Origin of the sequence: Piscinibacter lacus (assembly GCF_016735685.1) — a bacterium.
Taxonomy (GTDB): domain Bacteria; phylum Pseudomonadota; class Gammaproteobacteria; order Burkholderiales; family Burkholderiaceae_C; genus Aquariibacter; species Aquariibacter lacus.
Window position 1 is genome coordinate 1 of record NZ_JAERRA010000002.1, and the last position, 19,984, is coordinate 19,984.

Annotated in this window: 16 protein-coding genes; 5 read left to right on the top strand and 11 right to left on the bottom strand. The window is 71.6% G+C overall.

The genetic code is table 11. The features are described 5' to 3' along the window. Positions 1 to 257 precede the first annotated feature (257 nt). The gene (gene icd, locus JI742_RS10310; RefSeq protein ID WP_201826576.1) at positions 258 to 1,511 is read right to left on the bottom strand and encodes an NADP-dependent isocitrate dehydrogenase; all 1,254 of its coding nucleotides are present in this window, start codon (positions 1,509 to 1,511) and stop codon (positions 258 to 260) included. Between the two features lie 134 nt (positions 1,512 to 1,645). After that, a complete protein-coding gene (locus JI742_RS10315) occupies positions 1,646 to 2,422 on the bottom strand; it encodes an urease accessory protein UreH domain-containing protein (RefSeq protein WP_201826578.1) in 777 nt (258 codons plus the stop codon). A 137-nt stretch (positions 2,423 to 2,559) separates the two neighbouring features. On the opposite strand from JI742_RS10315, the gene fnr reads away from it, so the two are divergent. Continuing rightward, on the top strand, positions 2,560 to 3,324 hold the full coding sequence (gene fnr, locus JI742_RS10320; protein ID WP_201826580.1) for a fumarate/nitrate reduction transcriptional regulator Fnr: 765 nt from the start codon (positions 2,560 to 2,562) through the stop codon (positions 3,322 to 3,324). Positions 3,325 to 3,340: 16 nt separating this feature from the next. Here fnr and JI742_RS10325 read toward each other — a convergent pair whose 3' ends face one another. From JI742_RS10325 to JI742_RS10360, 8 genes are all read right to left on the bottom strand, one after another. Then, complete coding sequence (locus JI742_RS10325) at positions 3,341 to 3,586, bottom strand: nitrogen fixation protein FixH (RefSeq protein WP_201826582.1); 246 nt, start codon at positions 3,584 to 3,586, stop codon at positions 3,341 to 3,343. A gap of 42 nt (positions 3,587 to 3,628) precedes the next feature. Next, the gene (gene ccoG, locus JI742_RS10330; RefSeq protein ID WP_201826589.1) at positions 3,629 to 5,092 is read right to left on the bottom strand and encodes a cytochrome c oxidase accessory protein CcoG; all 1,464 of its coding nucleotides are present in this window, start codon (positions 5,090 to 5,092) and stop codon (positions 3,629 to 3,631) included. Further along, the gene (ccoP, locus tag JI742_RS10335) at positions 5,089 to 6,066 is read right to left on the bottom strand and encodes a cytochrome-c oxidase, cbb3-type subunit III (protein WP_201826596.1); all 978 of its coding nucleotides are present in this window, start codon (positions 6,064 to 6,066) and stop codon (positions 5,089 to 5,091) included. Before ccoP ends, ccoG begins: the two co-directional genes overlap by 4 nt. Beyond that, positions 6,063 to 6,242, bottom strand: coding sequence for a CcoQ/FixQ family Cbb3-type cytochrome c oxidase assembly chaperone (locus tag JI742_RS10340; protein ID WP_201826598.1), 180 nt, complete (start codon positions 6,240 to 6,242; stop codon positions 6,063 to 6,065). Before JI742_RS10340 ends, ccoP begins: the two co-directional genes overlap by 4 nt. 19 nt (positions 6,243 to 6,261) lie before the next feature. After that, positions 6,262 to 6,897: a cytochrome-c oxidase, cbb3-type subunit II gene (gene ccoO / locus JI742_RS10345; protein ID WP_201826600.1), complete on the bottom strand. Its 636-nt coding sequence runs from the start codon at positions 6,895 to 6,897 to the stop codon at positions 6,262 to 6,264. A gap of 15 nt (positions 6,898 to 6,912) precedes the next feature. Next, positions 6,913 to 8,376, bottom strand: a complete 1,464-nt coding sequence (gene ccoN / locus JI742_RS10350) for a cytochrome-c oxidase, cbb3-type subunit I (protein WP_201826602.1) — start codon at positions 8,374 to 8,376, stop codon at positions 6,913 to 6,915. A 109-nt stretch (positions 8,377 to 8,485) separates the two neighbouring features. Next, positions 8,486 to 8,701 (bottom strand): cbb3-type cytochrome oxidase assembly protein CcoS, encoded by a 216-nt coding sequence (gene ccoS, locus JI742_RS10355; RefSeq protein ID WP_201826604.1) that lies wholly within the window; start codon positions 8,699 to 8,701, stop codon positions 8,486 to 8,488. 24 nt (positions 8,702 to 8,725) lie between these two features. Next, positions 8,726 to 11,086 carry a heavy metal translocating P-type ATPase gene (locus tag JI742_RS10360; protein WP_236677003.1) on the bottom strand — a complete coding sequence of 787 codons (2,361 nt, stop codon included), beginning with the start codon at positions 11,084 to 11,086 and terminating at the stop codon, positions 8,726 to 8,728. Positions 11,087 to 11,165: 79 nt separating this feature from the next. Between JI742_RS10360 and JI742_RS10365 the strand changes: the two genes are divergently transcribed. From JI742_RS10365 to JI742_RS10375, 3 genes are all read left to right on the top strand, one after another. Beyond that, complete coding sequence (locus JI742_RS10365; protein WP_201826606.1) at positions 11,166 to 11,642, top strand: DUF192 domain-containing protein; 477 nt, start codon at positions 11,166 to 11,168, stop codon at positions 11,640 to 11,642. Between the two features lie 116 nt (positions 11,643 to 11,758). Beyond that, positions 11,759 to 14,491, top strand: a complete 2,733-nt coding sequence (gene pepN, locus JI742_RS10370; RefSeq protein ID WP_201826607.1) for an aminopeptidase N — start codon at positions 11,759 to 11,761, stop codon at positions 14,489 to 14,491. Positions 14,492 to 14,522: 31 nt separating this feature from the next. After that, entirely contained in the window at positions 14,523 to 15,542 is a 1,020-nt protein-coding gene (locus tag JI742_RS10375) for a class 1 fructose-bisphosphatase (RefSeq protein ID WP_201826609.1), read from the top strand. 113 nt (positions 15,543 to 15,655) lie between these two features. Here the strand turns inward: JI742_RS10375 and JI742_RS10380 are convergent, their stop codons facing one another. Then, positions 15,656 to 17,674, bottom strand: a complete 2,019-nt coding sequence (locus tag JI742_RS10380; protein WP_236677004.1) for a bifunctional metallophosphatase/5'-nucleotidase — start codon at positions 17,672 to 17,674, stop codon at positions 15,656 to 15,658. Between the two features lie 139 nt (positions 17,675 to 17,813). On the opposite strand from JI742_RS10380, the gene mutL reads away from it, so the two are divergent. Further along, entirely contained in the window at positions 17,814 to 19,982 is a 2,169-nt protein-coding gene (gene mutL, locus JI742_RS10385; protein WP_201826611.1) for a DNA mismatch repair endonuclease MutL, read from the top strand. The last annotated feature ends 2 nt before the right edge of the window (positions 19,983 to 19,984 follow it).

Sequence of the window (19,984 nt, forward strand, 5' to 3'; positions counted from 1 at the left end):
TGCCGCCAGCGACGTTCGCGGCGCAGCATCGCCAGACAACCGGCGGCGCCGTGCCGGCGCCGCAGAAAACCCAGGAGTAATCTCCTTCAACCAAGCGGATTCCTCACAAAGCCTGGTACGGGTACTGGGGGCAGGTCAGTCACTCCGCCTGCGGACCCTTAGAGCCGGCCGCGAGCCACGCCAAAAAAGGAAAAAGCCCCTGACTTCTTAAAGAGGCCAGGGGCTTGCACGGCGTCAAGAGACGCCGCGGCAATCGATCACATGTGCTCGATCATCACCTGCCCGAAGCCCGAGCAGCTCACCTGGGTCGCGCCTTCCAGCAGGCGGGCGAAGTCGTAGGTGACCTTCTTGCTCAGGATGGATTGCTCCATGCTGCTGATGATCAGGTCGGCGGCTTCGAACCAGCCCATGTGGCGCAGCATCATCTCGGCCGAGAGGATTTCCGAGCCCGGGTTCACATAGTCCTTGCCGGCGTACTTGGGCGCGGTGCCGTGGGTGGCCTCGAACATCGCGACGCTGTCGCTCAGGTTCGCGCCCGGGGCGATGCCGATGCCGCCGACCTGGGCGGCGAGCGCGTCAGAGATGTAGTCGCCGTTCAGGTTCAGCGTGGCGATGACGCTGTACTCGGCCGGGCGCAGCAGGATCTGCTGCAGGAAGGCGTCGGCAATCGCGTCCTTGATGACGATGTCCTTGCCGGTCTTCGGGTTCTTGAACTTGCACCACGGGCCGCCGTCGATGGGCTGGGCGCCGAACTCGGTCTGAGCCAGGCCGTAGCCCCAGTCGCGGAAGCCACCTTCGGTGAACTTCATGATGTTGCCCTTGTGCACGAGCGTGACGCTGGGCTTGTCGTTGTCGATGGCGTACTGGATGGCCTTGCGCACCAGGCGCTCGGTGCCTTCGCGCGAGACGGGCTTGATGCCGATGCCCGAGGTCTCCGGGAAGCGGATCTTCTTGACGCCGAACTCATCCTGCAGGAACTTGATGAGCTTCTTGGCCTTGTCGCTCTGGGCCTCGAACTCGATGCCGGCGTAGATGTCCTCGGAGTTCTCGCGGAAGATGACCATGTCGGTCTTCTCCGGCTCCTTGACCGGGCTGGGCACGCCCTTGAAGTACTGGATGGGGCGCAGGCATACGTAAAGGTCCAGTTCCTGGCGCAGCGCCACGTTCAGGCTGCGGATGCCGCCGCCGACCGGGGTGGTCAGCGGGCCCTTGATCGAGACCACGTACTCCTTGAGCACCTGCAGGGTCTCTTCGGGCAGCCACACGTCCGGGCCGTAGATGCGGGTGGACTTCTCGCCCGCGTAGATCTCCATCCAGTGGATCTTGCGCGTGCCGCCGTAGCTCTTCTCGACGGCGGCGTCGACCACCTTGATCATCACCGGCGTGATGTCGAAGCCGGTGCCATCGCCCTCGATGTAGGGAATGATGGGCTGGTCGGGAACGTTCAGCGAGAAGTCGGGGTTGACCGTGATCTTCTGGCCGCCCGCGGGCACCTGGATGTGCTGGTACATGGGGGGGAAATCTCCGCTCGGTGATGAGGGGGTGGGTCGAGGGCAGCGGATGATGGTGACCGCCACTGCCATGCAAAACGCGATCGCATTTTAGGCAGCAGACTGACACCGGACCGACAGGGCCGCCCGCCTTCTCAGCACAGATCGCGCCCGGGGAAGTGCCCGCCTTGCCAGACCAGCCACGCCCCGCTGGCCAGCAGGGCCGCACCGGCCAGGCGCAGGGCCAGACGCTGCGCCCAGACGCGGGGCTGGCCCGCACCGGATCGCTGCAACAGCGGCAGCAGGGCCAGGCCGCCACCGCTGCCCAGGGCAAAGGCCGCCATCACCGCGGCACCCGCGGCCGGGCCGGGGGCCTGCACGGCCAGGATGAGGGCCGAGGCCAGCAAGCCGCAGGGCAGCAGAATCCAGCCACTGCCCAGCAAGGCGCCCCGGGTCAGGCGGGATGCGGCGCCGCCGCAAGCCGGCGCCGACACGCCGGCGGGCCCGCCGGCCGCAGCCGGCTGCAGCCAGATCACGCGCGCCGCAGGCTTCAGGGCCTGAAGCCTGCGGCGCAGGCCTTGGCTGAGGGCTTCCAGCCCGGCCTCCAGCACCGCCGGCCAGCGGCCGGCCAGCAGCAGCCACAGGCCCAGGGCCAGGGTGGCCAGATGCATCAGCAGAAAGATCGGCCGCAGCACCCCCTGGGCGCCCGACAGGGCCTGCAGCGGGGCGGCACCGCTGGCCGCCACCGCCCCGGCCAGGGTGTAGACCATGCCCCGGCCCAGTTGCCAGCCCAGCGCCGCGGCCGGGCCGCCACCGGCCGCGCGCTGGGCGGCTGCGCAGGGCGCGGCACACATGGCCAGGCAATGCGGCGTGCCCGCCAGGCCGAGCAAGGCGGCGGCGCTGACCAGGCTGAGCAGGAGCGGGCTGATCACGACGAAGGCTTCATGCGCATCAAGGCAGCCGGAACGGCCCGGCCGCCGGACCCGACTTTGCGCCGCCCGCCGGGGGCATGGCTTGATGCACCGCAAGCCTGTCGCATCCCGGGATGGCGCCCGCGCACAATCGGCCCATGGCCGTGATCCTGCCCTTCAGCCCCAAGCCCCTGCCTGGCGATCCGCCGCCTTCGCTGCCCGCCCTGCGCGAGGCTTGCGCAAACTGCCAGTTGCGCGAGCTTTGCCTGCCGCTGGGCCTGGCCGAGGCCGATCTCGACCGGCTCGAAGGCCTGGTCGGCGGCCGGCGCAAGGTGGCGCGCGGGCAGGCCCTGTTCCAATCGGGCGACAGCTTCCGCGGCCTCTATGCGGTGCGCAGTGGTTTCTTCAAGACCGTGGTGGCTTCCGAGGGCGGCCGGGCGCAGGTGACGGGCTTCCAGATGGCCGGCGAGCTGCTCGGCCTCGACGGCATCGGCGGTGACCGCCATGCCTGCGACGCGATCGCGCTGGAGGACAGCCAGGTCTGCGAGATCGCCTACGCCGACCTCGAACGCATCACCCACGACCTGCCGCCGCTGGCCCACCAGTTCCATCGCATCCTCAGCCGCGAGATCGTGCGCGACCAGGGCGTGATGCTGATGCTCGGCCGCATGAGCGCCGAGGAGCGGGTCGCCGCCTTCCTGCTCAACCTCAGCCAGCGCTTGCAGGCCCGCGGCTATGCCGCCCAGGCCCTGCGGCTGCGGATGACGCGCGAGGAAATCGGCAGCTACCTGGGCCTGAGCCTGGAGACCGTCAGCCGCACCTTCAGCAAGCTGCAGGACGAAGGCCTGCTGCGCGTGCAGCAGCGCGAGCTGAAGCTGCTCGACCTGGCCGCGCTGCGCCAGCGCGTCGAGGCCTGCGGCTGAGGCTGCCGGCCGCGTCTCAGCGGGCCGCGGCGGGCGCGGGCAGCGGCGTCACCGCATGGTTGCGGCCCTGCATCGCCGGGGCGGCGCTGCGCTCAAGCTGCACCGGCCGGGTCGGCAGCAGGGTGTCGGCGCCCCGGGTGGCGATGACGACGGTGGCCACGCCGGCCACCACGACCACGGCCGGCCCGCCGAGCACCAGCCACATGAAGCCCTCGCGCCACCAGGGCGTGGAAGCGGATGGCGCCGGGTTCGGTCGGCTCATGGAGAACTCCTTGCGATGGGAGCGGCGCAGCCCGGACGGGGCTCAGCGCGGCAGGTAGAAGGTGGTGGCCTCGTCGAGCCGGTGCTCGGGGCCGGACGGGCCGGCCTCGCGCACCAGGGTCAGTGTGACCGGCAGGGTGGCGCCGCGCTCCAGCCCGGCGGCGGCCTCGGGCGCAAGCCGCAGCGCCAGCGGCACCAGATGGGTCTCGGCCGGGCCCAGCTCGGCCGAGCCGCGCAGCTCGGCCTGCAGGCCGGGCAGGCCCTGCACCTCGATGCGCAGGCGCTGCGGCTGCTCGGTCAGGTTCATGAGCTGCAAGCGGTAGACGTTTTCGACGATGCCGTCCTCGACCTCGCGCGCCATCACGCCGCGGTCGCGCACCACGTCCATCCGCACCGGCGGACGCAGGGCCAGGCTGCCGACGAAGGCCGCCGAGATCAGCACCATGACGAGGCTGTAGACCAGCACCCGCGGCCGGAAGATGGACTTGAGCGTCAGCGCCGCGCGCTCGCCCGCCTCCAGGCCACGCTGGGTCGCGTAGCGGATCAGGCCCTTGGGCCGGCCGAGCTTGTCCATCACGCCGTCGCAGGCGTCGATGCATGCGGCGCAGGAGATGCACTCGTACTGCAAGCCCTGGCGGATGTCGATGCCGGTCGGGCAGACCTGCACGCACAGGCCGCAGTCGATGCAGGCGCCCTTCGAGGCGCTGCCGTCGAGCGCCGGGCCCTTGACGCCGAGGGTGCGCGGCTCGCCGCGGCGGGCGTCGTAGCCGACGATCAGCGTGTCCTTGTCGAACATCGCGCTCTGGAAGCGCGCATAGGGGCACATGTACTTGCAGACCTGCTCGCGCATGAAGCCGGCGTTGCCGTAGGTGGAGAAGCCGTAGAACAGCACCCAGAAGTTCTCCCAGGAACCGAGCTGAAGGTGCAGCACGCCCTGCCCCAGTTCGCGGATCGGGGTGAAGTAGCCGACGAAGCTGAAACCCGTCCACAAGCCGATGGCCAGCCAGACCAGGTGCTTGCCGCCGCGGCGCAGCAGCTTCTCGGCCGTCATGCCGCCGGCATCCAGCCGCAGGCGGGCGCTGCGGTCGCCCTCGATGCGGTGCTCGACCCACAGGAAGATCTCGGTGTAGACCGTCTGCGGGCAGGTGTAGCCGCACCACTGCCGCCCCGCCACCGCGGTGAACAGGAAGAGCCCGTAGGCGCAGAGGATGAGCAGGCCCGTCAGGTAGATGAAGTCCTGCGGGTAGAGCAGCAGGTCGAAGATGTAGAAGCGTCGCGCCTCCAGGTCGAAGAGCAGCGCCGGCCGGCCGTTCCACGGCAGCCAGGGCAGGCCGTAGAAGAGCAACTGGGTGAACCAGACCATGACCCAGCGCCAGTGGTTGAACCAGCCCTTGACGGTCTTGGGCTGGATCTTGGGCCCGGCCGCATACATCCAGATGGTCTTGCGGCGCGCGGCCGGAGCCGCCTCGGCCGGCAGGGGCTTGAAGGGCTCCAGGCGGCTGCTCATCGGGCCACCGTCGCGGTCGGGCCGGTCGCGGCGGGGGTGGACGCCGTCTTCAGCTCGCCGGGCTTGCGGCTGCCCAGGCCTTCGACATAGGCGGCCAGCACGCGGATCTGGCTCGGGCTCATGCGCTCGGCGAAGGCCGGCATCACGTTGTGCTTGCCCTCGTTGACCATGCGGATGATGGCGGCCTCGCCCCAGCCGTGCAGCCAGACCTTGTCGTTCAGGCGCGGCGCGCCCAGCATCGGGTTGCCCTCGCCCTTGGCGCCGTGGCAGCCAGCGCAGCTCGCGAAGCGCTCGCGGCCCAGTTGCGCGGCAATGTTGTTGTGCGCGCTGCCCGACAGGCTCAGCACATAGTGGGCAAGCTGGCGCACCTCCTCGGTCCCGCCGATGGCAGCCCCCATGGGCGGCATCATCCCCTGGCGGCCTGCGGCGATGGTCTCGACGATGCGGGCATGCTCGCCGCCCCACAGCCAGTCGCCATCGGTCAGGTTGGGGAAACCCTTGCTGCCGCGGCCGTCCGAGCCGTGGCACTGCGCGCAGTTCGACAGGAAGAGCCGCTCGCCCAGCGCACGGGCGGCGGGATCGGCCACCAGTTGCTCGGGCGACTTGGCATCGAAGGCGGCATAGATCGGCGCCACTGCCTGCTGCTCGGTCTGCTGCTCCTTGGTGTATTCGCCGGCCGAACTCCAGCCCAGCGTGCCGACCCGGCTGCCCAGGCCCGGGAAGAGCACCAGGTAGACGGCCGAGAAGATCACCGTCAGCACGAAGAGGATCATCCACCAGCGCGGGAGCGGGTTGTTCAGCTCGCGCAGGTCACCGTCCCACACATGGCCGGTGGTCGGGTCCTCCTTGCCGTCGGCACCGATGACGATGGTGCGGCGGCTTGCGGCAAACAGCAGCACCAGGCAGGCGATCAGGCCGACCACCGTGACCGCGGCGATGTAGACATGCCAGCCTTGCGAGAAGAAGTCGCTCATTGCGCAGCTCCCTGGCGGGTGGGGGCCGGGGGCGCCGAGGGCGCATCCTCGAAAGGCAGGCGGGCGGCCGCGGCGTGATCGGCCTGAGCGCCCTTGCGCCAGGCGCGCCAGACGATCCAGCCGAAGGCCAGGAAGGACAGCAGCGTCACCACGCTGCGCAGGGTGTTCACATCCATCGAAGCTCTCCTTGCGCCGTCACTTCACCGCGGTGCCGAGCACCTGCAGGTAGGCGATCAGCGCCTCGATCTCGGTCTTGCCCTTGACGGCCTCGGCGGAGCCGGCGATCTCGGCATCGCTGTAGGGCGCGCCCAGGGTGCGCAGCACCTCCATGCGCGGCGCGATGCTCTCGGGCGCCACCGTCGCGGTGGCCAGCCACGGGTAGGCGGGCATGTTGGACTCGGGCACCAGATCACGCGGATTGATCAGGTGGATGCGGTGCCATTCGTCCGAGTAGCGGCCACCGACGCGGTGCAGGTCGGGGCCGGTGCGCTTGCTGCCCCACTGGAAGGGCCGGTCGTAGACGAACTCGCCGGCCTGCGAGTAGGGGCCGTAGCGCAGCACCTCGGCGCGGAAGGGCCGGATCATCTGCGAGTGGCAGTTGTAGCAACCCTCGCGCACATAGATGTCGCGGCCCAGCACCTGCAGCGCGGTGTAGGGCTTGAGGCCCTCGACCGCCTGCGTGGTGCTGCGCTGGAAGAACAGCGGGACGATCTCGACCAGGCCGCCGATCGTCAGCACCACCAGGGTCAGGACGATCATGAGGAAGCTGCTGGTCTCGATGCGCTCGTGGCTGAAGGTCTTGACCGGGGGGGCGTCGTGCGTGTTGCTCATCGGGTCCTCCGGGGCTCAGGCGCGGGCTGGCTGCAGGGCCGCATCCGCCGGCGGGGCCGGCTGGGCGGCGGCTTGCGGCACGCGGCCGGCGCGCACCGTCATCACCACATTCCAGGCCATCAGCAGCATGCCGCCCAAGTACATCAGGCCGCCGACCAGGCGCACCACGTAGAAGGGGAAGGTGGCCTTCACGCTCTCGACGAAGCTGTACACCAGGGTGCCGTCCTCATGCACGGCACGCCACATCAGGCCCTGCATCACGCCGGCGATCCACATCGCGGCGATGTAGAGCACGATGCCCAGGGTCGCGATCCAGAAGTGCAGCTCGATGGCCCGCGTGCTGTACATGGTCGTGCGGCCGAACATGCGCGGGATCAGGTAGTACATCGAGCCCATGGTGATGAAGCCCACCCAGCCCAGGGCGCCGCTGTGCACGTGGCCGATCGTCCAGTCGGTGTAGTGGCTCAGGGCATTGACCGTCTTGATGGCCATCATCGGCCCCTCGAAGGTCGACATGCCGTAGAAGGACAGGCTGACGATCAGGAACTTCAGGATCGGGTCGTCGCGCAGCTTGTGCCAGGCCCCGCTGAGGGTCATGATCCCGTTGATCATCCCGCCCCAGCTCGGCGCCAGCAGCACCAAGCTGAAGACCATGCCGATGCTCTGCGCCCAGTCGGGCAGCGCGGTGTAGTGCAGGTGGTGGGGGCCCGCCCACATGTAGGTGAAGATCAGCGCCCAGAAGTGCACGATCGACAGGCGGTAGCTGTAGACCGGGCGCTCGGCCTGCTTGGGGATGTAGTAATACATCATCCCCAGGAAGCCTGCGGTCAGGAAGAAGCCGACCGCGTTATGGCCGTACCACCACTGCACCATCGCATCCTGCACGCCGGCATAGGCCGAGTAGCTCTTCATCATGTCGGCCGGCAGGGCCGCGCTGTTGACCACGTGCAGCAGGGCCACGGCCAAGATGAAGGCGCCGAAGAACCAGTTCGCCACATAGATGTGGCGCACCGCGCGCCGGGCCACGGTGCCGAAGAAGACCACCGCATAGGCCACCCAGACCAAGGTGATCAGCAGGTCGATCGGCCATTCCAGCTCGGCATATTCCTTGGCCTGGGTGTAGCCCAGCGGCAAGCTGATGACGGCGGCCACGATGACCGCCTGCCAGCCCCAGAAGACCGCATCGGCCAGCCCCGGCGCGAACAGCCGCGCGCGGCAGGTGCGCTGCACCACGTGGAAGGACGTGGCCATCAGCGCGCAGCCGCCGAAGGCGAAGATCACCGCATTGGTGTGCAGCGGCCGCAGGCGGCCGTAGCTCAGCCAGGGGATGTCGAAGTTCAGCGCCGGCCAGGCCAGTTGCGCGGCGATGAACACGCCCAGCGACATGCCCACCACGCCCCAGAACACGGTCGCCAGCGCGAAGAGACGCACCGGGCGGTCGTGGTACGCCGGCTCGGCGTCCGGCAGGGAGACACTCATTTGACACTCCTACGAATCGGATGCACCGATTGTTCGGAGCCCGGCCCCTGCGCGGCTTGATGCGGATCAAGCTTGTGGCGGGCCGTGGGCCGCCGCCGACAGATGGGGCTCAGTCGGGCGGCAATTCGGGCGATGCCGTCGCCGCCGGGCGGGCCGGCGCGGGCGCGGCCGGTGCCGGGCCCGGCCCGTCGGGGGACTCCATCAGGCGCTGGCCCTCGCGCTCCAGGTCGTCGAACTGGCCGCGGTGCAAGGCCCAGGCGAACAAGGCGATCAGGCCCAGCACCAGCAGCACGGACAGGGGCACGAGCAAGTAGAGGATGTCCATGGGGCTTCCGATCGACGCCGCGGCTCAGCGCCCGGCGCGCAGCGCATTGCCGACGACGAAGAGCGAGCTGAAGGCCATGCCCAGGCCCGCAACCCACGGCGCCAGGCTGCCGCTGACGGCCAGGGGCAGCGCCAACAGGTTGTACAGCAGGGCCCAGGCCAGGTTCTGCCGCACGATGGCCAGGGCCTTGCGCGCCCGCTGGCGGGCGGCGGCAACCTCCGGCAGCCGGCTGCCGAGCACGACCAGGTCGGCCTGCTGCTGGCTCAGCGCCGCGCCGTGGCCCAGGGCCACGGAGACATCGGCCTGGGCCAGCACCGGGCCGTCGTTCAGGCCGTCGCCGACCATCAGCACGCGGTGGCCCTCGGCCTGGAGTTCCTGCAAGCGGGCGAGCTTGAGCTGCGGGGTCGCGGCGGCCTGCAAGCGCATGGCCGGCGCGCCGGCCTCGCGCAGCCGCGCGCCGAAGGCCTGCACGGCGGCGGGGCGGTCGCCGCTCAGCAGCTCCAGCGCCAGGCCCTCGGCATGCAGCGCGGCCAGCAGGGGCAGCGCACCCTCGCGCAGGCTTTCGTCGAACTCGAAGGCCATGGCCTGCTCGCCCTCGGCCAGCGGCTGCGGCGCCAGGAAGACCACCGGCCAGCCCTTCCACGGCCGCAGGCCGGCCGGGCGCGCCGGCTCGGCCAGGGCCTCGGCGCCCGGCCCCACCCAGGCGGCCGAGCCCAGGCGCCAGGTGCGACCCTCGACATCGCTCGCGGCCAGGCCGGCACCGGGCTCGTCCACCCGGTCGCCGACGAACTGCGGCGCATCGGCATGCGCCGCGCCAAGCTGGGCCAGCGCCCGCGACAGGGGATGGCTGGAGCCGGCCGCCAGCGCCAGCGCCCGGGCGATCCATGCCGCGCGCTCGGCCGGGGCAGCCGGGCCGCCGCGGATCTCGGCCAGGCGCAGGCGGTCTTCGCTGAGCGTGCCGGTCTTGTCGAAGCAGGCGGTGTCGATGCGGGCCAGGGCCTCGATGGCATCGAGCCGCTGCACCAGCACGCCGCGCCGCGCCAGGCCGCCCGCTGCGGCCAGCAGGGTGGCCGGCGCAGCCAGCGACAGGGCGCAGGGGCAGGTGACGATCAGCACCGCCACCGCCACCGGCAGGGCCTGGGCCGGATCGATCGACTGCCACACCGCCCAGGCGCCGGCCGCCAGCAGCAGCACGCCCAGCAGGAAGGGCCCGGCCCAGCGGTCGGCGGTGCGCGCCAGCGCGGGCCGGGCGCTGCGGGCGCGCTCCATCAGCTCGACGACCTGGGCGCGCCGGGTGTCGGCGCCCAGGGCCTGCACCCGCATCCAGACCGGAGCGGCCAGGTTCAGGCTGCCGGCCACCACCGCCTCGCCGGGGCCGCGCGGCACCGGGCGGGATTCGCCGTTGAGCAGGGCCTCGTCGAAGCTGCTGCGGCCTTCGACCAGCAGGCCATCGGCCGGCACGGCCTGGCCGGGCTGCACGCGCAGCGTGTCGCCGACGAGCAGGCGGGCGACGGCCACCGTCTCGATGCGGCCCTCGGCATCGCGGCGCTCGACGCTGTCGGGCAGCTCGCGCAGCAGGCTGTCCAGCGCGCGGGCCACCCGCTCGCGGCCACGCAGCTCCAGCCAGCGGCCGGCCAGCAGGAAGGCAACGAACATGGTGAGCGAATCGAACCAGACCTCGCCGCCCAGGTCGCCGCCCGGGCCGGGCGGGCCGGGCTCGAAGGTGGCGGCGGTCGAGGCCAGGAAGGCGATCAGCAGGCCCAGCGCCACCGGCAGGTCCATCACCACCCGGCCCTGGCGTAGGCCGCGCAGCGCGCCGCCGAAGAAGGGGCCGGCCGAGAACAGCAGCACCGGCAGGCTGAGCACCCAGCCGCCCCAGCGCAGCAGTTGCTCCAGGTCGGGCGCCAGCTCGCCGGGGCTGCTGACATAGCTGGGCGTGGCCAGCATCATCACCTGCATCATGCAGAACCAAGCCACGAACAGCCGCCACAGCGCGCGGCGGCCCTCGCGGGTGCGGGCGTCCAGCGCGGCCTCGCTGCGGGCCGGGTGGGCGCCGTAGCCGGCGGCGCGCACGGCCTCGACCAGTTGCGAGGCACGCAGCGCATCCGGCCGCCAGCAGACCTGGGCCCGCTCGGCGCTACCTTGCACCTCGGCCCGCTCGACGCCGGGCAGGGCCCGCAGCGCCGCCTCGATCACGCCCGCGCAGCCGGCGCAGTACAGGCCTGAGAGGGCCAGGCGGGTCTCGGCTCGGCGGCTGCCGTCGGGCGCGTCGAACCAGCGCGTCGAGCCGGCCAGGCCGGCCTCGTCATCCAGGGCGGCACGGGCCCGCGCATCGAGCGGCGGCAGGACGGGGCGGTCGGAGGGGTCGGCGTTCAGGGCAGGCAAGCGGCAATTGTCGGGGCCGCGGCAGGCCGGGGCCGGTGCCGCTGCGCTACTCTAGAAGCTGGCCCCGAGGTTCACGCTGATGCAGATCAAAGCCCCGTCCCCTGCCGCCCGGCGCGGCCTGCTGGCCCTGGCCGGCCTGCTGTTCGTACCGCTGCTGGCCGCCCAGAGCCCGCAGCGCCTGCCGGTGGAAACGCTCAGCGCCGGCATGCACAGGATCCAGGCCGAGATCGCCCGGACCCCGGCCCAGCGCGAGATCGGCCTGATGCACCGCCCCAGCATGCCCGCCCAGGCCGGCATGCTCTTCATCTTCGAGCAGCCCGGCACGCAGTGCTTCTGGATGAAGAACACCCTGCTGCCGCTGACGATTGCCTTCCTGCGCGACGACGGCAGCATCGTCAACACCGCCGACATGCAGCCGCAGAGCCTGGAAAGCCACTGCTCGAAAGAGCCGGTGCGCATGGCGCTGGAGATGAACCAGGGCTGGTTCGAGCGCAAGGGCCTCAAGCCGGGCGACCGCCTGCGCGGCAAGCCTTTCGGCACCGCCGCGACGCGCTGAGGCGCCCCCCGGTCGCGGGCCGGCCGGCCCGCGACCCGCCACTACACTGAATCGGAGCGGTCGGCTGCATGCGGCCCGGCCCACCCTGCCCCCGGATCCCCCAGCACCCTCCTCCCATGCGCGAAGGCACCGCCCCCCTGATCCGCCGCGAGGCCTACACCCCGCCGGCCTACCGCATCCCGGCCGTCGAGCTGGTCTTCGATCTGGACCCGGCCCGCACCGTGGTGCTGAGCCGGCTGAGCATCGAGCGCGATGCCGCCGCCGCGCCGCAGCCCCTGCGCCTGGTCGGCGAAGGCCTGAGCCTGGCCCGCGTGCTGGCCAATGGCCAGAGCGTGAGCTTCCGCGTCGACAAGGAAGAAGGCGGCCGCGAGGAGCTGGTGATCGAGCAGCCGCCCGAGGGCCGCTTCGTGCTGGAGATCAAGGTCGGCCTGGCGCCCGAGAAGAACACCGAGCTGCTCGGCCTCTACACCTCCGGCGGCGGCTTCTTCACCCAGTGCGAGGCCGAGGGCTTCCGCCGCATCAGCTACTTCCTCGACCGGCCCGACGTGATGTCGGTCTACACCGTCACGCTGCGCGCCGACAAGGCCCGCTACCCGGTGCTGCTGGCCAACGGCAACCTGCAAAGCCAGCGCGATCTGAACGGCGGCCGGCACGAAGCCGTCTGGCACGACCCGCATCCCAAGCCCAGCTACCTCTTCGCCCTGGTGGCCGCCGATCTGGTGGCGCGCGAGCAGCGCATCCGCAGCCGCGCCGGCAGCGAGCATCTCTTGCAGGTCTGGGTGCGCGCCGGCGACCTCGACAAGACCGAGCATGCGATGCGCTCGCTGATGGCCTCGATCGCCTGGGACGAGGCGCGCTTCGGCCTGCCGCTGGACCTGGAGCGCTTCATGATCGTCGCGGTCAGCGACTTCAACATGGGCGCGATGGAGAACAAGGGGCTGAACATCTTCAACTCCAAGTTCGTGCTGGCCAGCCCGGCCACCGCGACCGATGTGGACTACGACGGCATCGAGAGCGTCGTCGCCCACGAGTACTTCCACAACTGGACCGGCAACCGCGTGACCTGCCGCGACTGGTTCCAGCTTTCGCTGAAGGAAGGCCTCACCGTCTTCCGCGACCAGCAGTTCAGCATGGACATGGCGGCCAGCCCTTCGGCCCGCGCGGTGCGCCGCATCGAGGACGTGCGCGGCCTGCGCCAGATGCAGTTCCCCGAGGATGCCGGCCCGATGGCCCATCCGGTGCGGCCCGATGCCTACCAGGCCATCGACAACTTCTACACCGCCACCGTCTACGAGAAGGGCGCCGAGGTCGTGCGCATGATGCACACCCTCGTCGGCGAGGCCGGCTTCCGCGCCGGCATGGACCTCTACTTCCAGCGCCACGACGGCCAGGCCGTCACCTGCGACGACTTCGCCCAGGCGATTGCCGATGCCAACCCCGGCTCGGTGCTGGCGAAGCAGCTCGAAATCTTCAAGCGCTGGTATGCACAGGCCGGCACGCCGCGCCTGCAAGCGCGCAGCACTTGGGATGACCAAGCCGGCGCCTGGACGCTGACCCTGCGCCAGCACGGCCTGCCCAGCCCCGGCCAGCCCGAGAAGCAGCCCTGGCTGCTGCCGGTGCGCCTGGGCCTGCTCGATGCGGCCGGCCAGGCCCTGCCGCTGCAGCTCGACGGCGAAGACCCGGCCGGCGCCCCCACCGAGCGCGTGCTGGTGCTGGACGGCGCCGAGGCCCACTTCCGCTTCGTCGGCCTGCCGGCCGGGCCGGCGGCGCCGGTGCCCTCGCTGCTGCGCGGCTTCTCGGCGCCGGTGCTGCTGGACGACGGGCTGGACGCGGCCGGCCTGCTGCACCTGCTGCGCCACGATGCCGACGCCTTCAAGCGCTGGGAAGCCGGCCAGCAGCTCATGCAGGCCGAGCTGCTGGCCCGCGTGCGCGCCGAGGGCCCGGCCGCCGCCGCGCCGTTGTCGGCCGGCCTGGTGCAGGCCCTGGCGGCCGTGCTGCGCGATGCCGGCTTGTCGCCCGCCTTCCGCGCCCTCGCCCTGAGCCTGCCCAGCGAAGGCCTGCTGGCCGATGCCCTGGCCGCCGAAGGCACGCCGCTTGACCCGCAGCGCGTGCATGCGGTGCGCGAATCGGCCCGCCAGCAGCTCGCGGCCGAGCTGGCCAGCGACTGGGCCGAGGCCTTCGAGGCCCATCCCGACCGCGGTGGCTACCGCCCCGACGCCGAAAGCATGGGCCGCCGCGCCCTGGCCAACCTGGCCCTGGCCATGCTGTGCCTGGACGCCACCCGCCGTGGCGACCCCGTCTGGCCCGGCCGCGCCTACCAGCGCGTGAAGGACGGCAAGCACATGAGCGAGCGCTTCGGCGCGCTCAGCGCCCTGGTTCACGCCCAGGCCGAGCTGGCCGGCCCGGCGCTGGAGCGCTTCCACGCCCTGTTCCGCGACGAGGCCCTGGTGATCGACAAGTGGTTCGCGCTGCAGGCCGCTGCGCCCGAACCGCTCGGCGCCCAGGCCGGCAGCGTGTTCCAGCGCGTGCGTGCCCTGTGCCTGCATCCGGACTTCACGCTGAAGAACCCCAACCGCGCGCGCAGCCTGCTGTTCAACCTGACCGTGCACAACCCGGCCGCCTTCCACCGCGCCGATGCCGCCGGCTATGTGCTGTGGGTCGAGAAGCTGGCCGAGATCGACGCCTTCAACCCCAAGCTGGCCGCCCGCTTCGCCCGCGCGATGGACCGCTGGCGCATCCTCGCCGAGCCCTACCGCAGTGCTGCGCTGGAGGCCCTGCAACGCGCCGCGGCGCGCAGCGAGGTGTCGGACGACCTGCGCGAGATCCTCGACCGCGCGCTCGCCGACTGAAACCCTTTTTCAACGCCCCACCGGACGCCCCATGAGTCGCCGCATTTCCCTCACCCAGTACCTCGTCGAGCAGCAGCGCGACCACGGCCGCATCAGCCCGCAACTGCGCCTGCTGCTGGAAGTGGTGGCCCGCGCCTGCAAGAGCATCGCGATCAGCGTGAACAAGGGCGCGCTCGGCGGCGTGCTCGGCACCGCCGAGACCGAGAACGTGCAGGGCGAGGTGCAGAAGAAGCTCGACATCATCGCCAACGAGGTGCTGATCGAGGCCAATGAGTGGGGCGGTGCGCTGGCCGCCATGGCCAGCGAGGAGATGGACGCCATCCACGTCGTGCCCAACCGCTATCCCCAGGGCGAATACCTGCTGCTGTTCGATCCCCTCGACGGCAGCAGCAACATCGACGTGAACGTGTCGATCGGCACCATCTTCTCCGTGCTGAAGAAGCCCGGCGAGCAGGCCGGCGTCAGCACCGAGGACTTCCTGCAGCCCGGCCGCGACCAGGTCGCCGCCGGCTACTGCGTCTACGGCCCCCAGACCACCCTGGTGATCACCGTCGGCGCCGGCGTGGCCATGTTCACGCTGGACCGCGAGCAGGGCAGTTGGGTGCTGACCGAGGACCAGGTCCGCATCCCCGAGGACACCAAGGAGTTCTCGATCAACATGTCCAACGTGCGCCACTGGGATGCCCCGGTCAAGCGCTACATCGACGAATGCCTGGCCGGCAAGGAGGGCCCGCGCGGCAAGGACTTCAACATGCGCTGGATCGCCTCGATGGTGGCCGACGTGCATCGCATCCTCAGCCGCGGCGGCATCTTCATGTACCCCTGGGACAAGCGCGAGCCGCACAAGGCCGGCAAGCTGCGCCTGATGTACGAGGCCAACCCCATGGGCTTCATCGTCGAGCAGGCTGGCGGTGCCGCCACCAACGGCCACCAGCGCATCCTGGACATCGCGCCGGACCAGTTGCACCAGCGCGTGGCCGTGGTGCTGGGCAGCAAGAACGAGGTCGAGCGCGTGACCGCCTACCACCTGGAAGCCGCGCCCCAGGCCTGAGCCTGCCCCAGCCGGGCCCGGCACGTTCGTCGACCGGACCCGCCATGAACAAGGCGCCCCGCGGGGCGCCTTGTTCGTTTTCGGGGCTCAGTGCCTGAGCCCGAGGGCCAGGCTCAGGGCGTGGCCAGGCCGTCGCTGCGCAGCGAGAGGTTCTGGATGCGCACATCGCTGGCCGGCGCGGTGTCGGCCGACGCGAAGGGCATGGCGCGCGGGAAGCGCGCAGCCAGGAAGGCGGCCAGGGCCTGCTGCTCGGCGCCGACGGTGGCGTAGGTCTTGGTCACGCCGGAAGCCACCTGGTCGATGCGGTTGGGCGCGCTCAGGCTGGCGAAGGGGTAGCTGTCGCCACCGTTGGCCAGGAAGTCCAGCGTCACCATCCGGAAGCTGGTGCCGGCCGGGGCCACCACCACACCGCCGGACACCACGGTCAGCGGCGTCGCGCCAGCCGCCGCGCCGTTCGGATCGTCGACCACCAGGGTGCGCACGCGCGAGCCCGCCGGCTGGCTGGGATCGAAGCTGAAGCGCATGCCGCCCACCTGCGGGAACTTGCCCTGGGTGGAGGTGGGCGTCCAGTCCGACACGCCGTGCTCGATCAGCGCCTTCAGCTCGGCCGCCGTCACCGTCACCAGCGAGAGGCCGTTGTTGAAGCGCAGCGCGAACTCGATGTCGAGCTGCGAGACATCGCCCGCCAGCTTGCTGGCCGCCGGGTTGGCACGGGTCGGGCCCCGGCTGCCGGTGGTGGCGCCGGGCGCCACGTCGAAGGCGCCGATCGATGAGCGGATGCCGCCGCCGTTCTTCAGCGAGATCGCGGCGCTCGCGTCCACCGTCTGCGCATAGGCCAGGTTGGCATCGGCCGTCAGGTTGCCGAGGTTGGTCTCCTGGTTGCGCACGAAGGTGCGGTCGCCTTCCAGGTAGACGCTGCTGCCCCCGGCGATGGCGCCGTCCTTGGCGGCGATCACGGCGGCGATCTTGTCGGCCACGGCCGCCACGCCCGGCTCGGCATTCGCCACGCTCAGGCCCTGGCGGGTGAGGCCGGCAGCATCGGTGGCATAGGCGCCGTTAACGGTGCTGTCGAGCCGGCCCGGGATGATGCGGCCCTGCGCATCGAAGGGCAGCACGATGCGGCCGAGGTACTTGTAGTCGGCGTCCACATTCACCACCAGCACCGGCTCGCCGGCCGGCGAGGTGAAGCTGAGCGGGTAGTTGCCGCGGCCGGTCTCGCCGCTGCGCGGCACGTCGTTGCTGTCGAAGAGGCGGGTGTTGGAGCCGCCGGCCACGATCAGGTCCACGCCGCGCAGGCGGGTGGCCAGGCCCTGCTCCACCTCGATCTGCTGCATGTGGGCCAGCAGCACGATCTTGTCGATGCCCTGGCTGCGCAGGGTGTCGACGGCCGGCTGGATGCTGGCGGCCAGCGCGTCCAGGTCCGCCGCCAGCGCGCCGCTGGGGCGGATGCCGATGCCGCCGGTGGAGGTGATGCTGGCCAGCGTCGGGGTGGAGGCACCCACCACGCCGATGCGCTGCCCGTCCACGGTGATCACCGCATGGCTGGCCAGGCGGCCGCCGACCAGGGTCGAGGCCTCGGCGCCGTTGTTGCTGGCCGGCGCGCGGCTGGCCAGGTTGCTGTCGGTGCTGAAGTCGAGGTTGGTCGACAGATAGGGGAAGCGCGCGCCGCGCCAGGCGCCGCCGGCGCCGATCAGCCCGCTGAAGAAATTGGTGCCCAGGTCCAGATCGTGGTTGCCCACCGCGCTGGCTTGCAGGCCCATCAGGTTGAGGATCTCGATGTCACCGCGGCCGGCGCCGGTGACGCCCAGCTCGGGGGCCAGCGAGACATCGTCGGCCGCATTGAAGAAGGGGCCGGGGATGTAGTTGTCGCCCGAGGACAGGAAGACGGTGCGGGCCGGCTGCTCGGCGCGGAACTTGTTCACCAGCGCGGAGATGGCCTTGCTGTTAGCCACCAGGTCACCGCCGGAATCCATGTCGGCCACGTGCAGCACTTGCAGGCTGAAGGCGGTTTCGGGCAGCGGCGGAGCCGGGGGCGGATCGTTGTCGCTGCCACCACAGGCCGAGAGGGCCAGGCCCAGGGCCAGCGACAGCACCAGGCGGCGCAGGGGGAAATGAGGGGCTTGGGCTCGCATCGCAGGGGCTCCGTGTCGTGAGAACCGCACATGCTCGGCCCCGCCTGTGACACGGGGGTGAAGCCCCCGCCCCGCACCGGGCTGCCCGCGGGCCGGGGCGGGGCCGGGCCGCGCCGCCCCGCTTCCTAGAATCCCGCCCATGACCCTGCCCCCGCAGCCGCCCGAACGGCGCGCGATCCGCCCCCTGCCCGATGAACTCATCAGCCAGATCGCGGCCGGGGAGGTGGTCGAGCGCCCCGCCTCCGTGCTGCGCGAGCTCGTCGACAACGCGCTCGATGCCGGCGCCACGCAGATCACCGTCAAGCTCGAAGGCGGCGGCATCCGCCGCATCGTGGTGGAGGACGACGGCGCCGGCATCCCCGCCGCCGAACTGCCCCTGGCCCTGCAGCGCCATGCCACCAGCAAGATCGCCAGCCTGGGCGAGCTGGAAGCCGTGGCCAGCCTGGGCTTTCGCGGCGAGGCGCTGGCGGCGATCGCCTCCGTCTCGGAAATGAGCCTGGCCAGCCGCACCGCCGAGGCGCCCCACGCCATGCGCCTTGACGCCCGCAGCGGCGAGCTGGCCGCCGCCGCCCGCGGCGTGGGCACCACGGTGGAAGTGCGCGAGCTCTTCTTCAACACCCCCGCCCGCCGCAAATTCCTCAAGAGCGAAGCCACCGAGCTGGCCCACGGCCTGGAAGCCCTGCGCCGCCACGCCCTGGCCCGGCCCGAGGTCGGCTTTGCCGTGTGGCATGAAGGCCGGCTGATCGCCCAGTGGCGCGCCCTGGCCCCGGACGCCGCCGACCCCGCCACCCCGCCCGCCGAGGCCGAAGCCCGCGCCCAGGCCCGCCTGGCCCAGCGGCTGGAAGCCGTGCTCGGCGCCGACTTCGTCCGCGGCAGCCGCCCCCTGCCCGCCCGCCGCCAGGGCGCGGTGGAAGTGGCCGGCCGCATCGGCCTGCCCGACCACGCCCGCAGCCGCGCCGACCAGCAATACCTCTACCTGAACGGCCGCTACATCCGCGACAAGCTCATCGCCCACGCCGTGCGCAGCGCCTACGAAGACGTGCTGCACGGCCAGCGCCAGCCCATCTACTTGCTGTGGCTGAGCGTGCCGCCCGAGCGGGTGGACGTGAACGTGCACCCCGCCAAGGTGGAAGTGCGCTTCCGCGACGGCCGCGAAGTGCATCAGGCCGTCTTCCACGCGCTGGACGCCGCCCTGGCCGAACGCCGCCCCCAGGCCGCCGGCGCCGCGCCGCTGCTGGCGGCGCGCGGGCTGGCGCCGCTGGGGGAAGCATCCAGCGACGGCCTGGCCCCGGGGGCAGACGGCCCGGGCGCCTCGGCCACCGGGCCCTCCACCGCCTGGGCCGCAACGCCCGGAGCCCCCACCCCCGACCGGGCCGCGCCCGGCGCGCTGGCCGCCGGATGGCCCGAGCGCAGCGCCTCATCGCCCGGAACCGGCCCCACCCTGCCCTACCCCGCCCCGCCCGCCTGGCGCGGCAACAGCGCCCTGGACTTCGGCCGCCCGGCGCCCTTCAACGTGAACGAGCCCCCCGGCGCCTGGCGCCTGGCCGCCGACGCGCGGGCCGCGGCGGAAGCTGAAGCTGCGGCCCCCACCGGCCCCCAGCCCGCCCCCGAAGCCGGCGCACCCGGCCACGACCCCGCCCTCACGGGCGCAGCCGTCGGCCCCACCGCCACGCCGCGGTCGCCCGACGCGGACCCCACCCCCGCCTTGCCCGCCTCCGACGACGACCGCCCCCTGGGCCGCGCCCTGGCCCAGCTCGGCGGCGTCTACCTGCTGGCCGAAAACCGCCAGGGCCTGCTCATCGTCGACATCCATGCCGCGCACGAACGCGTCGTCTACGAACGCCTGAAAGCCCGGCATGCCGAGCTGGCCCTGTCCGCCCAGCCCCTGCTCATCCCCGTGGTGCTGCCGGCCACCCCCACCGAAATCGCCACCGCCGAACAGCATGCCCAGGCCCTGAACCAGCTTGGCCTGGACGTGGCCCCGCTCTCCGCCACCGCCCTGGCCCTGCGCAGCCGCCCCGCCGCCCTGCCCGACGCCGACCTGCCCACCCTGCTGCGCGCCGTGCTGGCCGAACTCGCCCAGGTCGACGGCAGCCGCCTGGTCGAACGCGCCCGCGACGAACTGCTCGCCACCATGGCCTGCCACGGCGCCGTGCGCGCCAACCGCCGCCTCACCCTGCCTGAAATGGACGCCCTGCTGCGCGACATGGAAACCACCGCCCGCGCCGACCAATGCAACCACGGCCGGCCGACGTGGCGGCAGATCAGTTTGAGGGAGTTGGATGGGTTGTTTATGAGGGGGCGGTGACC